Raw genomic sequence first — 15215 nt, 5'->3', positions numbered from 1 at the left:
GGTGTGGGGTTGCCTGTGCCCAGGCGGGGCGGTTCGCGCCTCAGGCGCCGGCGGGGCTGTTGAAGATGTGACCGTCACTCCAGCGGTATGCGGGCAGTCTTGTCCAGCGTCGGGAGGGTCGGTGGCCTCCGGGCTCACCTCCTCACGGACGGCGGAAGTGAGGTCGCCTGGGAGGCAGACCCGGTCTTCTCCGCCATCCGTTGCGGGGGCGACCCTGCACCCCCCGACCACGCGCACTGGACATGTCCCCCGGGGCTGGAGCCCGTCCCGGGGGAAGGGATGGGTGCCACCTGGTGTTGTCGGTCCACCCGCGCCCCGGTGGGTGGCTTGTCGCGCAGTTCCCCGCGCCCCTGGTCGCCCCGGTTGTCGCCCTCCGAATGGGCCCCGCCCCTCATCCCGGGGCCGGGACCCATTGGGAAGTGCCCAGCCCTTTCTCCCGGGGCCGGGTCCCTTTTCAGGGCCGGTGCGGGGGAGAGTATTTAGGGGCGCGGGGAACTGCGCGACCAGCCAGCCACGGCCCGCAGGCCGCGAACAACACCAGGACGCCGGGCGCGGCCCGATAAGTGGCGGGTCCTCCCCGGAGGGGTAAGCGGCGGGGTCCGGGGGAGAATGGGGCGCGGAGTCGGAGTGACCGTGACGAGGAGAAGGACGCCGCAGATGACGGACCCGCGCAAGCCACGCCCCGCCGCTCTGCTGTTCGAGCCCGCGGAGGTCGCGGCCGATCCGGAGCGGTTCTTCGATCTGGAGGCGATCGAGGATCCGCGCGCGCTGCTGGACCGGGCGACGGAGCTGGCCCTGGCGTTCCGGGCCGCGACGGACCGGGCGGTGGAGTATCAGGCGCTGGCCGCCGCGCAGCTCGCGGATCCGCGGCGGTTCGACCGGTTGACGCCGGGGGATATCGCGGAGCGGGCGGGGTGGACCGAGGACTACGCGAAGAAGATGATCGAGTTCGGGCGCGGGCTGGCCCGGGACGAGGACCGTTCGTAGCGGAGGCGGCCCGGATGCGGCGCCTGGCATATGCCGGGCGGGCAAGATACCCGGTTTCCCCGCCGCGCGTCCCCATTTCGCGAACACTCTGGAATCGTGTCGTCACCGCCGGTAGATCTGGAGTCATGAGCGCTTCCACGAGTGCACCGGTACGAGACGGCCGCGGTCCGGCGATTCCCGAGGCGGGTTCGCGGGAGGAGGGCGCCCCGGGGGCCGCGCGGGTGACCGCGGCGGGGGCGGAGTGGCTCGCTTCGGCGGGGTCGGCCGCCCGGGCGCCCTGGGAGCGGCGGCCGGGGCACGGTGCCGTACTGCCGTGCGGGACGCTCTTCGACGTGGTGAGCGCGCCCGCCGTGTTCGGGCGGCTGCTGCTGGACCGGGTGTGGGAGGAGGGCCCGGGGTCGGGTCCGGTGGTGGCGTACCGGGGCCGTCTGCTGGTGTTCGCCGCGCCGGGGACGGCGGCCCGGCTGCCCGCCCTGCTGAGCTGGGAGGAGTGGGGGAGCTTCGTACCGCCGCTGATGTATCACGGCACGGGGGACGCGGTGACCGTCCCGCCGGACGACGGGCGGGGGCCGGAGCCGGACGGCGCGGCGGGTGTCACGGCCCCCCGGTGGCTGGTGGCGCCCGGTTCGCGGTATCCCTGGCTGCCGGGGCCCGAGGTGCTGCTCTGGGCCTGTGTACGGGCCGCACGGGCCGCCGGAGCCGCTCCCACGGGCTTCACCGAGGGCTCGGGCGGACCGATTTTTCCTCGCCCGGATCGTGGTGCTAAGGTCTACGACGTCAGCAGGCGCCGCTAGCTCAGTTGGTTAGAGCAGCTGACTCTTAATCAGCGGGTCCGGGGTTCGAGTCCCTGGCGGCGCACCGACGGAGCAAGGCCCCTCGCGGAAGCGGGGGGCCTTGTTCGTGTGCCCGGGGCGGGGTCAGCCCGCCGCGATACGGACGTTCCACGCGCCGGTGGCGGTACGGTCCACGACCTCGATCCGGATCCGTTCCCCGGACGCCCCGGAGAGGGTGAAGGTCTCCCCCGCGCCCAGGGGCGCGTCGGCGAGGGCCGGGTAGACGGAGCGGTCCCAGCACGCCTCGGTCTCCGGGTGGGTGTCGATCACCTCGACGGGGCCGCGGCCGGAGACGGTGTCGGCGTGGACCCGGTAGAGCAGGACGCCCTCGGCGCAGGTCGTCCGGTCATTGCCGGCCGCGCCGCGGGCCTCGACGGCGAGGGCACTGCCGGGTCCGGTACGGACGACCGCGAGGCGGGTGCCGGTGCCGCCGCCGGGCGCGGGCGCGGCGCCGACCGGGTCGAGGGTGATCAGTTCGGGCCGGGTGACGCAGCGGACGTGCCGGGAGTCGAGCCAGCCGAGTTTCCACTTGTGCCAGGCGAAGAGGTCGGGGGCGAGTCCGAACTGGCTGCCCATGACGTCCCAGTCCCCGACGTGGGTGTCCCAGTCGCCCTTGCCGTCGGTGGGCCGGTGGTAGAGGTCGGGCAGGTCGAAGACGTGTCCGGTCTCGTGGGCGAGCACATTGCGGTCGGGCGGGTGCTGTTCGAAGACGGTGACGACCCGCCGCAGCCCGGTGCCGTCGTAGTTCATCGGCCGGTCGAAGTTGACGACCTTGGTGGCGTCGGAGTCGACGCCGGGCGCGTCGGGGTCGGCGACCAGATAGACGATGTCGTAGCGGGAGAAGTCGACGGTCGGGTCGGCCGCGCCGAGGGCGTCCCGGAGGAAGGCGCGGCGCCGGTCGGGGGCCCAGTCGCGCTGTATGGCGTAGGCGGTGGAATCCCGCGGCATCCGGACCCAGGCGCGCTGGGGGTGGGGGCGGAGGGTGAATCCGCCGTACGAGGCGCGCTCGAAGAACGCGCTGGTGGCTGGGAAATGGTCGGCGGCGAGCCGTTCGGGTGTGGTGCGGGGCACGTGGTCAGGGAATGAAAGGAACACCATCACCGCGTCGAGGTCCCGTACCGGCTGGGGGTAGCCGTTGTTCCAGGTGTCGAGGCCCAGGGAGTGGTGTGCGGCCGTGCGGGGCAGGGCGCAGGAGGCGGGCGCGGTCTTCGCCACCGCCGGGCCCGCCACGAGGGAGGTCGCCGCGAGGGCCAGCAGCGATGTGACGGCGGCGGCGAGGGTACGGCCCAGGCCGCGCTCCCCGCCGGGTTCGTCGGGGGTGTCGTCGGGCCGGTCGCGGGGCCCCGGGGGGCCCGGGTGGTCCGGGCCGCCGGTGCCGGGCGATCCGTACAGACGCCCGCCCGCCACCCTCCCGGGTGGACCCGTGGGGAACTGCTGACGCGCCACGTCGACCTCCGACCGCGGATGGGAAGACACCTCGACCACCTTGTGGTGATTTCTTGGTGTACGACCAGTTCCGGTGCCCCACTCGGGTGACCGGGCCGACACTCGCCCGCAATCGGGTCGAGACCGGGCGGGTGGCGCGCGACGGCGGGGTGACACCCCGGGTATCGGATCCGGTCGGGAAGGGATCGAAGGGCGGCGGAGAAATGAACGACATCGGCCAGGCTCGCGCAGAAACGATCTGGCATTGTGCGCCGACGTCAAGCGCCCCGGTGGCGGAGGTGGAACGCCCTATGGAGCAGCCTCTATGATCGGCACACTTTCCCTGGTCCGTTTCTTAACGTTCCTGACCTTTCCTCAACTTTCCATATCTATAACTTGCTTTCCTGGTTTTCCTGGCTTTCAGGTTGTTTTGGATCTCTCGCGACCGTTCCACCGGCGGCGCCCCCCGTCCGCCGTGAACGGTCGCCGACTCGTCTGACGCATTCCGACCACATCCACGACACAACTGCACTGCGGGAGTGAAAGCGGTGAGCGGAACCCCCGAAGGAACCGGGTCCGGGCGGGACTATCGGGCCGCGTTCGACGCGGCACACCACCCCATGGCCGTCGTCGGCGCCGACGGTCTGGTCACGGTCGCGAACCCGGCCTTCGCCGGGCTGTTCGGCACCGATCCGGCGGGCCGGCGCGCCGCGGACCTCGCCGGTCTGACCGCCGACCAGGACATCCGGCGGACCTACCGCGACGTACTGTCCGGGCGGGAGCGGCGGCTCTGCTGCACCCGCCGGGTCAAGCGGGCCGACGGCCGGACGTTCTGGGCGGAGATCGTCCTGACGCCCCTCGCGGACGGGCCGGACGGGCCGGACGGCGGGGAGCGCGGCGCCCTGCTCTGTGTCACGGACATCAGCGACCGCCGGGAGCTCGGTGCCCGGCTGCGGCATCTGGAGATGCACGACGCGGTGACCCGGCTGCCGAACCGGGCCCTGTTCTTCGAGCGGCTCTCCGCCGCCGTGGAAGCGGCGTCGTACGAGCGGGGCGCGACCGGGCGGATCGGGCTCTGCTATCTCGATCTCGACGGGTTCAAGGCGGTCAACGACACCCTGGGGCACCGGATCGGCGACCGGCTGCTGATCGCGGTGGCGGACCGGCTCACCGAGTGCGCGCGGAACGCCGGTACCGCCCGGGGCGGCGGCCATCTGGTGGCCCGGCTCGGCGGTGACGAGTTCGCGGTCCTGGTGGAGGAGTCCACGGGGACGGAGCAACTGGCCGATCTGGCCCGGTCGCTGCTGGCCTCGTTGCAGCTGCCGTTCGACATCGACGGACAGCGGCTCGCGGTGTCGGCGTCGATCGGGGTGGTGGAGCGGTCGGCGGCGGGCACGTCGGCGACCGGTCTGATGCAGGCCGCGGACACCACCTTGTACTGGGCGAAGGAGGACGGGAAGGCCCGCTGGACGCTCTTCGACCCCGAGCGCAACGCGCACCGGATGACCCGGCAGGCGCTCTCCTCGTCGCTCCGGCCCGCCCTGGAGCGGGGCGAGTTCGCGGTCGAGTACCAGCCGCTGGTGGGGCTGGCGGACGGGGTGACCCGCGGTGTGGAGGCGCTGGTCCGGTGGCACCATCCGCGGTTCGGGACCCTGCCGCCGAATCGGTTCATCGGGATCGCCGAGGAGGACGGTTCGATCGTCGAGCTGGGCCGCTGGGTGCTCCGTACGGCCTGCGGCCAGGCCCGGCGCTGGCAGCTCGACCATCCGGCGGCCCGGCCGCTGTTCGTCAGCGTCAATGTGGCCGTACGGCAGGTCTGGGACTCTGACCTGGTGGCGGATGTGGCCCGCACCCTGGAGGAGACCGGGCTCGAACCCCGGCTGCTCCAGCTGGAGCTGACGGAGTCGGCGGTGATGGGCTCGGCGGGGCGGCCGTTGCAGGCGCTCCAGGACCTGAGCGACATGGGCGTCCGGATCGCCATCGACGACTTCGGTACGGGGTATTCGAATCTGGCGTATCTGAGCCGGCTTCCGGTCTCGGCGCTGAAGCTCGACGGGTCCTTCGTCCGGGGCTTCCAGGACGAGGCGCATCCCAATCCGGCCGACGAGACGATCGTGGCGGCGCTGGTCGAGCTGGCGCACCGGCTGGGGCTCACGGTGACGGCGGAGTGCGTGGAGACCGCGGGGCAGGCGGCGCGGCTGCGGCGGATCGGCTGCGACACGGGGCAGGGCTGGCTCTACTCCCGGGCGGTCCCGCCGGAGCGGATCGCGGAGCTGGTGGGGCTGACGGCGCTGCCCGCCTGAGCCGCGGGCGGCCCTGGAAAAGTCCGGCACGGGTCCGGTTGGGATCCGGAATGGGTACCGCCCCCGCCCGGGAAGAACATCCGGGCGGGGGCGGTGTTGTGGGGGGAACACGGTGGTTCTCGGGTGGTGCTCCGGCCGACACGGCCGGTGTACGGGGCCGGATGGTGCTGCCGTGGGGGGCGGCCCCGTCACCGGCCGGTCATCCGGCCGGGGTCAGCAGGGGCCCTGGTCCCGCCAGACGCCCCACTCACCGCCGGTACCGGGCTCGCTGCCCTGGTTCCACCACTGGGCCTTCCACTTGCGGCCGTTGTGGGCGACGACGGAGTTGGTGTTGTAGACCTCGGTCGCGGTCCACGGGTTGCCGCAGGCCGGGGTGGGGGTCGGAGTCGGGGTCGGGGTGGGCGTCGGCGAGGGCCGGACGCTGGTGCCGACCGCGGCGACGACGTCGTTGAGCAGCTTGGTCTGCTCGTCGAGGCCGATCAGGGAGTACATCATCGCCCCGCCGAGGCCCTTGCTCTTGGCGTAGGCCGCCCGGGCGTCGATGGCCCGCTTGTCGAGACCGGTGAAGAACTCACCGTTCTTGTAGAAGTACGCGGCCTTCGCCTCGTCGTCCCAGAAGGTGGTCGCCGGGTTGTCGACGATGCCGCCGAGCTCCTTGTAGTTGGCGATACCGGCGGCCTGGCTCAGCGGCCGGGGCGCGCTGCCGCCGTTGGCGGACTGGGCGAGTCCGTTCTTGGTCCCGGCCGGGACGTTCTTCCAGCCGCGGTAGTACATCTCGTAGCCGAGGGTCAGCTTGTTGGCCGGGAAGCCACCCGCGATGCCGTAGGCCGGGTTGCCGTCGATCCAGGCGCGGACCGCGTTGTCGACCGAGTACTTCTCGGTGCCCGGCGCGATCGGGTTGGTCGGGTCGGACGGCGGCGAGTACAGCGGCGACTGGTGGTAGGTCGGGCCGTTGCCGTTCCAGGCGCCGTGCATGTCGTACGTCATGATGTTCGCGTAGTCGAGGTACGCGCCCACCTTGTCCGTCTCGATGTGCTTGATCTTGTCCTGGCCGGCCGGCATGGCGGCGGTCAGCAGGTACTTCTTGCCGCCGTTGGCCGCGCCGTACGCGTCCAGCTGCTTGCGGAACTCGGCCAGCAGCAGGGTGAAGTTGGCCTTGTCCTCGGGACCGTAGTGGTTGCCCAGGTGGCCACCGCTGGAGCCGGGGTACTCCCAGTCGATGTCGATGCCGTCGAAGATCCCGGCCGCAGTGCCGGGGCCGCCGTAGCCGTCGGCCTTGGGCACGTCGCCGGTGATGTACTGCTTGATGCAGGAGGCGGCGAACTTCTGCCGGGAGGCGTCGGTCTTGGCCGCGTCGTGGAAGTACTTGGAGTACGTCCAGCCACCGAGCGAGATGTTGATCTTCAGGTGGGGGTGCTTGGCCTTCAGCTTCTTGAACTGGTTGAAGACACCGGCGATGGGCTGGTCCCAGCGGTCCGCGACACCGTCGACGCTGTCGGCGGCCGAGAACGTCTTCTGGTAGTCGGCGTACGAGTCGCCCGCGCCGTCACCGGCGTTGGGGTTGTTGTCGTCGCCCGCCGCCTTGTTGGCCTGGAAGCAGGTCAGCTCGGTCGGGTGGATGTTCCCGAACGAGTAGTTGATGATGTCCAGCTTGTCGGCGATGCCCCGGGTGTCGAGGTGCTTGGGGTAGAAGGCGTTGCCGTACACGCTCCACTGGTCGTAGTACGCGATCTTCACGCCCGGCTGGGTGGCGGCCGCGGCGGCTTTCTGGGGGGTCGCGGCATTGCCAGTCGCGGCGAAGCCGGCCATGACACCTGCGGCGAGTGCCGCGGTGGTCACAGCCGCGATCAAGGGTTTGCGGGAGCGCACGAAATGCCTCCGGTGTGGGGGGAACAAGGGGTGCGGGCCCGCTGGTCGGCGTAACGCGGGCCGGTGAAAGAGATAGCGATTCGGCCAGCGCCGCGTCAATGGTCTCGACCAACCTTCGATCAAAGAAGGACTAGACCAATTCTCAGGCAAAAGCCCTCGTCAGAGGGGGTTTGATGAGAAGGATGAAAGTTTTCTCACCGCAACTGACGAGGGCTTTAAGTGCGAGATAAGGAAGGTTTAAGGGTTGGGCGATCCCGGCCAATCGGACAGTTCAGGGATGAACCACCGGAAAGAAATCATCGGTGCCCCCGACGCCGGGACCGGCCCCTCCCGGCCGTCTCAGCCGGCCGCCGGCAGGCCGTAGGCGTCCGCGACGAGTTCGTACGAACGCAGCCGCGCGGCCCCGCTGTGGACGTTCGAGGTGAGCATCAGCTCATCGGCGCCGGTCCGCGCGCGCAGCTCGTCGAGGCCCGTCCGGACCGCGTCCGGGGTGCCGTGGACGATGGTGGCCAGCCAGTCGTCCACGAACTCCCGCTCCACCGCGGTGAAGGCGTACGACTCCGCCTCCTCGGGGGTCGGGATCAGCCCCGGCCGCCCGGTCCGCAGCCGCAGCATCGACAGGGCGCCGGTGAGCACCTGGCGGCGCGCCTCCCGCTCGTCGTCGGCGGCGAGGGCGGCCACCCCGATCAGCGCGTACGGCGCGTCCAGCAGCGCCGAGGGGCGGAACGACGTCCGGTACAGCTCCAGCGCCGGGACCGTGTTCCGGGCCGAGAAGTGGTGGGCGAAGGCGAAGGGCAGCCCGAGCGCGCCCGCGAGCCGGGCGCTGAAGCCGGAGGAACCCAGCAGCCAGACCGGGGGCCGGGCCGCCGGGCCCTGGACCGGGCCGGGCACGGCGTGGATCCGGGCGTACGGATGGCCGTCGGGGAAGTCGTCGTCCAGGAACCGGGTCAGCTCCGCGAGCTGCTGCGGGAAGTCCTCCGCCCCCTCCCCCGCCCGCGCGGTGCGGCGCAGGGCGGCGGCGGTCGCGCCGTCGGTGCCCGGGGCTCGGCCGAGCCCGAGGTCGACCCGGCCGGGTGCCAGCGCCTCCAGGGTGCCGAACTGCTCGGCGATCACCAGCGGGGCGTGGTTGGGGAGCATCACCCCGCCGGAGCCCAGCCGGATCCGCCCGGTGTGTGCGGCGAGATGGGCGAGGATCACGGCCGGTGAGGAGGAGGCGACGCCGGGCATGGAGTGGTGTTCGGCCACCCAGTGGCGGTGGTAGCCCCGGCTCTCGGCGAGCCGGGCGATGGCGACACTGGTCCGCAGGGCGTCGGCGGCGGTCCGGCCCTCTCCGACGGTGACCAGGTCGAGCACGGACAGCGGTACCGCAGCCGAGCCGCGTGCCTCGCCTCTGACCGGGTGGTTTCCGTGGTGTCCCGCGTCGCCCGGGGTGTCCTGCCTCGCGTCGTCCAACGGTTCTGCCCTTCATGCGGGGGGGGCGGAGCAAGCTATCGCAGGTGATCAACAGGAGGACCCCTCCGATTGTTCCCGGTCCCGTGGCTCGTTCCCGATCCCCGATCCAGGGGCCGGGCCCGGCGAGCGGGGCCGGGGGCGGCGGGGCCGGTCGCGTACCCCCGCATGATGATCCGACCGGGTCATCACGGGATCGATCCGCATATCCGCGTACGGTCCGGGTAGCCGCGCGGGCATGGCCCGACGACGACACCCCCAGGAACACCATCCGTCACACCAGTCACCCATAGACCGTGCGCCACGACAACCCGGCGAACCGGCGGACGGCCCCGTGGCCGGGAACAGACGCGGCGTGGGCCGCCGGTCCCTGCTGGCCGGTGCCGCCGCCCTCGGCTCGCTGGCCGCCGTGGGCGGCGCTTCCGCGTGCAGCCGGGTGGCCACCGCGGACGCCGGGGACGGCGGCAGCCTGCTGGAGCAACTGCGGGCGAAGGGGACCGTACGGCTGGGTCTCGCCGGTGAGCAGCCGTTCGGCTATATCGGCCGGGACGGCGAGATGACCGGCTCGTCGCCGGTGATCGCCCGGCGGATCTTCCGCGAGCTGGGGGTCGAGGAGGTCCAGCCCTTCCCCACCGAGTTCGGTTCCCTGATCACCGGGCTCAACGCGCTCCAGTTCGATGTGGTCGGCGCCGGGATGTTCATCAACCCCACCCGCTGTGAGCAGGTCCTCTTCTCGGACCCCGAGTACCAGATGGTCAGCGGCTTCCTGGTGGCCAAGGGGAACCCGAAGAAGCTGCGGACCTTCGCGGACGTCGCCGAGTCCGGCGCCCGGTTCGCCACCGGGGTCGGGTACGCGGAGATCGACTACGCGAAGGAGGCGGGGGTGAAGAGCATCGCCACCCTCCCCGACCAGCTCGCCGGGCTGCTCGCGGTGGAGCAGGGCCGGGTGGACGTCTTCGCCGGGACCGCCGTCGCGGTCCGCAATGTCGTACGGGGCAGCCGCCGGGCCGAGGCGACACCCGAGGTCACGCCGTACCGCGACGGGAAGGCGGTGTTCGATGTCGGCGGCTTCGCCTTCCGTACCCCCGAGACCCGGCTGCGGGACGCCTTCAACCGCGAGCTGCACAAGCTCAAGCGCAGCGGTGAGCTGCTGGAGCTGATGCGGCCCTTCGGCTTCCGCGAGGCGCAGATGACGAAGGTGAAGGCCCGGGAGAGGTGTACGGCATGAGCGACATCACCCCGGGGCTGTGGGAACTGCTCCTCAAAGGTGTCTGGATCACCGTCCAGCTCACCGTTCTCAGCGCCGCGCTGGCGGTGGTCGTGGCCTTCGTCGTCGGCCCGGCCCGTACCCACCGCCGGTGGATCGTCCGGTTCCTGTCCGGGGTCTATGTGGAGATCTTCCGGGGCACGTCGGCGCTGATCCTGATGTTCTGGATCTTCTTCGTGCTGCCGATGGGCTTCGGCTGGCAGCTGGTACCGCTGTGGGCGGCGGTGCTGTCGCTGGGGCTGACGTACGGGGCGTACGGCGCCGAGGTCGTCCGGGGCGCGCTGGCGGCGGTGCCGCCGGGGCAGCGGGAGGCCGGGGTGGCCCTCGGCTTCACCCCGGCGCAGCAGCTGCGGAAGGTCGTCGTACCGCAGGCATGGCCGGAAATGATCCCCCCGTTCGGCAATCTCCTGGTCGAACTGCTCAAGGGCACGGCCCTGGTTTCGGTGATGGGCGTCGGGGACATCGCGTTCGGCGCGGCCCTGGTCCGCAACGCGACCGGGGAGAGCGCGCCGGTGTACACGGTGGTCCTGCTCATGTACTTCGTGCTGGCGTTCACGCTCACCCGCGGGATGCGGGTACTGGAGCGACGGGCCAAGGCGGGCCTGGGCCGTGAGGTCGAACCGTCGTTCACGGAGCGGGTACGGGCCCGCTACCGGGGCGGGTCGGCGGCCGGTAACCGCCCCTCGACGGATACGGACTCCGGCTCCGGACCGGACGGCACGAGGACGCCCGCCGACGCGGCGGCGGCCGGGGGTGAGCGCTGATGGGTTGGGACTGGTCCGCGGTCGGGGACTTCATGCCCCGCTTCTGGGACGGCCTCCTGGTCACCCTCCAGGCCCTGGGCCTGGGCGCGCTGCTGGCCTTCGCGCTCGGCCTGGTCTGGGCGCTGGCGCTGCGCTCGCCGTACAGGGCGGTGCGCTGGCCGGTGGCGGCGGTGACGGAGTTCGTCCGCAACACCCCGCTGCTGGTGCAGCTGTTCTTCCTCTACTACGTGCTGCCGGAGTGGGGTCTCACACTCTCCGCCCTGGTGACCGGGGTCGTCGGTCTCGGACTGCACTACTCGACGTACACCGCCGAGGTCTACCGGGCCGGGATCGACGGGGTCCCGGCGGGCCAGTGGGAGGCGGCCACGGCGCTCGGCCTGTCCCGGGTCCGCACCTGGCGTGCGGTGATCCTGCCGCAGGCGGTGCGCCGGGTCGTCCCGGCGCTCGGCAACTACGTCATCGCGATGCTGAAGGACACTCCGATGATCTTTGTGATCGGGGTGATGGACATGCTCGGCCAGGCCCGTCAGTTCGCCGCCGAGACCTTCCTGACCGTGGAGGCGTTCACGGTCGTCGGCATCGCCTTCATCCTCCTGTCCTATCCGGCATCCCTGCTGCTGCGAGCCCTGGAGCGTCGTCTTGTCCGCTGACCATCTGCTCAACAAGCCCGCCGATCCCTCTGATCCCTCCGATCCCTCTGGTCCCGCCGGTGCGTCCGCCGGGTCGGGCCCCACGGCCGGGACCGGCGCGCCGGTGACCGATCTGATCACCTTCGACAAGGTCACCAAGCGGTTCGGGGACCGTACGGTCCTCGACTCCCTCGATCTCTCGGTCCACCCCGGCAAGCACGTCACCCTCATCGGCCCGTCCGGCTCGGGCAAGACCACGATCCTGCGGCTGCTGATGACCCTGGTGAAGCCCGAGGAGGGCACGATCACCGTCGGCGGTCGGCGGCTCTGGCCCGCGAACGAGAAGGAACTGCGCGAGGTCCGCAAGGACATCGGGATGGTCTTCCAGCAGTTCAACCTGTTCCCTCATATGAAGGTGCTGCGGAACGTCACCGAGGCGCCCGTCCACGTCCTGGGCCTCTCCAAGGACGAGGCCGAGGAGCGCGGCCGGGAGCTGCTGGATCTGGTGGGTCTCGGCGACTACACCGACAGCTACCCCGGCCGGCTCTCCGGCGGCCAGCAGCAGCGGGTGGCCATCGCCCGGGCGCTGGCGATGCGCCCCAAGGTCCTGCTGCTGGACGAGGTGACCTCGGCGCTCGACCCCGAGCTGGTGACCGGGATGCTGGACCTGCTCCGGGACATCGCCACGACGACCGATGTGACCATGGTCTGCGTCACCCACGAAATGGCCTTCGCCCGGGACGTGTCGGACTGCGTGATGATGTTCGACGAGGGCCGGATCCTGGAGTACGGCCCGCCGGAGAAGATCTTCTCCGACCCGGAGCACGAACGGACCCGGGAGTTCCTGAGCGCGATCCTCTGAGCCGTACGCGGTACCCGGCGGCCGTCCGTCCGGCGGGCCGGGAGCCGTGTCCGGGAGCCCTCGCCGCGGCGTCCGGGGGCGCCCGGGGAGGCCGGTTCTCCGGCCCCTTCCCGGGAGTGCCCGGGCGCCGCGGAGGTGTGCTCGCCCGCCCGGGGGTACCCGGGAACGCCCGCGCGAATCGTGGGCGCTCCCCAGCCCCGGATCATGCCTCTGGCATATGCCAATCACAAAAGCCGCAGCTTAGGGGGGTGACAACACCCGGCATTCCGGCCAACAGCCGTGCTTCTGATGGTTATTGACCGCTATCGTGGTAATGGAAGCTTGCGGTGACGACCTGCTGAGGGGGAGACCGTGGCGCTCAGGCCCGAGCCGACTGTGTCATTCCAGTCGGTGCAGTACGTGCTGCGCGTACTCGAGACCGTCTCCCGGCACGGCGGTGGTGTCACGGACCAGCGGATCGCCCGGGAGACCGGACTGCCGACCGCGCATCTCGGGCCGATGCTCGACATGCTCCGCCGCGAGGGCTATCTGGAGCGGCTGGCCGACGACGGCGCCTATGTCATAGGCGACTCCCTCGTCCTGCTGGGCTCGGGTCCGGCCCGGGAGCGCGCCGTCGAGGAGAAGGTCCAGCAGGCGCTCTCGCTGCTCCGGGACACGGTCGGCGCCGCGGTGTACGTCAGCCGCTATGTCGACGGCGAGGTCCGGATCACCCAGTACGCGGACGGTCCCCACACCCCGAAGGTCAACGAGTACGTGGACTTCCGGTTCGCGGCGCACGCCAGCGCCGTCGGCAAGTGTCTGCTCACCCAGCTCGACCCGAACGGCCGACGCGACCATCTCTCCCGGCACAAGATCACCCGCTTCACCTCCAGAACGATCACCAGTGAGCGGCTGCTCTTCTCCAAACTGGACAGCCAGCCGCCGACCGTCCCCGTACTCGATCTCCAGGAGTACGCGGTGGGCACCGTCTGCGCCGCCGTACCGCTGACGGCGGGCTCGGCCGTGGGCTGTCTGGCCCTGTCGATGCCGGTGGAGCACGCGCACCGGCTGCGCGCGGCGGCCGACACGCTGAATCGCAGCGCGGCCCCGATGGCGCTCTCCCTCACGCTCTGAGCCGGGGGCCCGACGGTCGGCGGCCGGTGTGCCCGGCCGGGGCGACCGGTGGCCGGTGGCGTCGGGCCAGGCGGTGGCGGTGGTCGGGAGCACCCCCGGGGACCGGGTAGTATTTTTCTCGTCAGGCGCCGCTAGCTCAGTTGGTTAGAGCAGCTGACTCTTAATCAGCGGGTCCGGGGTTCGAGTCCCTGGCGGCGCACAGATGAACACCCGAGGCGTTCCGGTTCCGGCCGGGACGCCTCGGGTGTTTTTCCCTTTCTCCGGCACCTCCCCCGACGCCTCCCCCGGCCCGCCGAAAAGGCCGCCCAACCGGTCACACCGGTCCGCCGCCGGCCCGCCCCGGCCGGTTTGCGGGGTGCCGGGGGCCGGGTTCTGCTGGAGGGGTGGTCGCCCGCCGGCCCGCTCGTCCCGTACCCGATCCCCGAGACTGAGGTGAGGACGATGACCGCCGACGAGAACATGCAGCTGATGCAGAGCCTCGACGACGCGTGGAACGCCCAGGACTGGGACACCTTCGACGCCCGGCACACCCCGGACACGGTCGTGTACTGGCCCGGACAGCCCGAGCCGACCCGGGGACGGCACGACCACCGGGCGGAGGCGGTCGAGTTCTTCGCCACCTTCCCCGACAACCACATCGCGAACCGGCCGTACAAGGTCCTGCTCGGCCGGGGCGACTGGACCTGCTCGGTGGCCCGCTTCACGGGCACGATGACCGGCCCGATGAAGGGCCCCGGCGGGGAGATCCCACCCACCGGCCGGGCCTTCGCCGTGGACTTCTGCACGGTGGCGCACTGGGCCGACGGCATGATCGTGGAGGAGAACCTCTTCTACGACCTGGTCGGCCTGATGCGGCAGATCGGCCTCAACGACTGACGGCCGACCCGAGGCGGCCTGCGTACGCGAGGCCGCCGACGGGTCCGGGCGGGCGGCCCGCTCCGGACCGCTCAGGACCGGGGTACCCGGGACCGCCGGTTACCCCGAATGGCGGTACGCGGCGACGGCGGCCCCACGAGGGCCGCCGCGCCGGTCAGTCCCCGGCCGTCAGAACTGGACGTCCGAGCAGGAGTAGAACGCGTTCGGGGTGTCGTAGACGGTCCAGACCGCGACGATCACATGCTTGCCCGAGCGGGACGGCAGCGTCCCGGTGTGCGACAGGGTCTCCGGCGGCTGGACGCCGCCGTAGGGCACCGTCAGGAAGGGCTGGGAGTCCAGGGACGCCCGGGTGACCTTCGAGTTGGGGTCCCAGCCCTGCTTGGTGATGAAGTACTTGAAGTCCGTGGCGCGGTGCCGGGCGGTGAAGCGCCAGCTGAAGGTGAAGCTGCCCGAGTTGACCTTGGTGGCGGGCCAGGCGCCGCCGCGCGGGTCGTCGAGCTCCGAGAAGCGGCCGTTGCCACCGGCGCAGATCGCGCCGTCGGCGGGTCCCGCGGCGGGGAAGCCCTTGAGGCCCTCGACGCTCTGCGGCTCCCACTGGATGGAACCGCAGTTCTTCACCGTGCCGTTGGCACAGAGCTTCTGCCGGCTGATCGGTGATTCGGTGTAGCCGTGGCTGTTCGCGCTGCCGGTCGCGAAGACGGTGGCGCCCGTCATGAGCAGACCGATGGCGGCGGCTGTGGTCCGTTTGCGCATGCTTGCTCCCAGAAACGTGGGGGGGTTCGAGTGAGCCGTGCTGCACGCGTGCTGTGCTGTGGGGGGTTTGGCTGAGCGGCCGTGC

13 protein-coding genes and 2 tRNA genes are annotated in these 15215 nt (G+C 71.3%); 11 read left to right on the top strand and 4 right to left on the bottom strand.

All coding sequences use genetic code 11. The features are described from left to right. Window positions 1-657 precede the first annotated feature (657 nt). The 3 genes from AB0G74_RS15845 (at window position 658) to AB0G74_RS15835 (ending at window position 1845) form a co-directional block, all read left to right on the top strand. Entirely contained in the window at window positions 658-987 is a 330-nt protein-coding gene (locus AB0G74_RS15845; RefSeq protein WP_361145861.1) for a hypothetical protein, read from the top strand. Between the two features lie 125 nt (window positions 988-1112). After that, the gene (locus AB0G74_RS15840; protein WP_361145859.1) at window positions 1113-1781 is read left to right on the top strand and encodes a hypothetical protein; all 669 of its coding nucleotides are present in this window, start codon (window positions 1113-1115) and stop codon (window positions 1779-1781) included. Continuing rightward, window positions 1772-1845: transfer RNA gene (locus AB0G74_RS15835), tRNA-Lys, on the top strand. Before AB0G74_RS15840 ends, AB0G74_RS15835 begins: the two co-directional genes overlap by 10 nt. A 59-nt stretch (window positions 1846-1904) precedes the next feature. Here the strand turns inward: AB0G74_RS15835 and AB0G74_RS15830 are convergent. Beyond that, window positions 1905-3110, bottom strand: a complete 1206-nt coding sequence (locus tag AB0G74_RS15830; protein ID WP_361145901.1) for a M6 family metalloprotease domain-containing protein — start codon at window positions 3108-3110, stop codon at window positions 1905-1907. Between the two features lie 683 nt (window positions 3111-3793). Between AB0G74_RS15830 and AB0G74_RS15825 the strand changes: the two genes are divergently transcribed. After that, a complete protein-coding gene (locus tag AB0G74_RS15825; protein ID WP_361145856.1) occupies window positions 3794-5548 on the top strand; it encodes an EAL domain-containing protein in 1755 nt (584 codons plus the stop codon). A 213-nt stretch (window positions 5549-5761) separates the two neighbouring features. Here AB0G74_RS15825 and AB0G74_RS15820 read toward each other — a convergent pair whose 3' ends face one another. Then, window positions 5762-7417 carry a glycosyl hydrolase family 18 protein gene (locus AB0G74_RS15820; protein ID WP_361145853.1) on the bottom strand — a complete coding sequence of 552 codons (1656 nt, stop codon included), beginning with the start codon at window positions 7415-7417 and terminating at the stop codon, window positions 5762-5764. Between the two features lie 339 nt (window positions 7418-7756). Further along, window positions 7757-8869, bottom strand: a complete 1113-nt coding sequence (locus AB0G74_RS15815; protein WP_361145850.1) for an LLM class flavin-dependent oxidoreductase — start codon at window positions 8867-8869, stop codon at window positions 7757-7759. A 352-nt stretch (window positions 8870-9221) separates the two neighbouring features. Here AB0G74_RS15815 and ehuB point away from each other — a divergent pair, with 352 nt between their 5' ends. From ehuB to AB0G74_RS15780, 7 genes are all read left to right on the top strand, one after another. Beyond that, window positions 9222-10094 (top strand): ectoine/hydroxyectoine ABC transporter substrate-binding protein EhuB, encoded by an 873-nt coding sequence (ehuB, locus tag AB0G74_RS15810; RefSeq protein WP_361145847.1) that lies wholly within the window; start codon window positions 9222-9224, stop codon window positions 10092-10094. Beyond that, window positions 10091-10897, top strand: a complete 807-nt coding sequence (gene ehuC, locus AB0G74_RS15805) for an ectoine/hydroxyectoine ABC transporter permease subunit EhuC (RefSeq protein WP_361145844.1) — start codon at window positions 10091-10093, stop codon at window positions 10895-10897. The genes ehuB and ehuC overlap by 4 nt, the downstream gene beginning before the upstream one ends. After that, window positions 10897-11547, top strand: coding sequence for an ectoine/hydroxyectoine ABC transporter permease subunit EhuD (gene ehuD, locus AB0G74_RS15800; RefSeq protein WP_361145841.1), 651 nt, complete (start codon window positions 10897-10899; stop codon window positions 11545-11547). The genes ehuC and ehuD overlap by 1 nt, the downstream gene beginning before the upstream one ends. A 103-nt stretch (window positions 11548-11650) precedes the next feature. Then, the gene (locus AB0G74_RS15795) at window positions 11651-12388 is read left to right on the top strand and encodes an amino acid ABC transporter ATP-binding protein (protein WP_361145898.1); all 738 of its coding nucleotides are present in this window, start codon (window positions 11651-11653) and stop codon (window positions 12386-12388) included. Between the two features lie 351 nt (window positions 12389-12739). Continuing rightward, window positions 12740-13501 carry an IclR family transcriptional regulator C-terminal domain-containing protein gene (locus AB0G74_RS15790; protein ID WP_361145838.1) on the top strand — a complete coding sequence of 254 codons (762 nt, stop codon included), beginning with the start codon at window positions 12740-12742 and terminating at the stop codon, window positions 13499-13501. A gap of 125 nt (window positions 13502-13626) precedes the next feature. Further along, window positions 13627-13700: transfer RNA gene (locus AB0G74_RS15785), tRNA-Lys, on the top strand. Between the two features lie 242 nt (window positions 13701-13942). Further along, entirely contained in the window at window positions 13943-14377 is a 435-nt protein-coding gene (locus tag AB0G74_RS15780; protein WP_361145836.1) for an ester cyclase, read from the top strand. Between the two features lie 168 nt (window positions 14378-14545). Here AB0G74_RS15780 and AB0G74_RS15775 read toward each other — a convergent pair whose 3' ends face one another. Beyond that, window positions 14546-15130, bottom strand: coding sequence for a lytic polysaccharide monooxygenase (locus AB0G74_RS15775; protein ID WP_361145834.1), 585 nt, complete (start codon window positions 15128-15130; stop codon window positions 14546-14548). Between the last annotated feature and the right edge of the window lie 85 nt (window positions 15131-15215).

The sequence above is a fragment of the Streptomyces sp. NPDC020875 genome (assembly GCF_040641415.1).
GTDB lineage: Bacteria > Actinomycetota > Actinomycetes > Streptomycetales > Streptomycetaceae > Streptomyces.
This window is presented reverse-complemented; position numbering and strand designations above follow the sequence as displayed.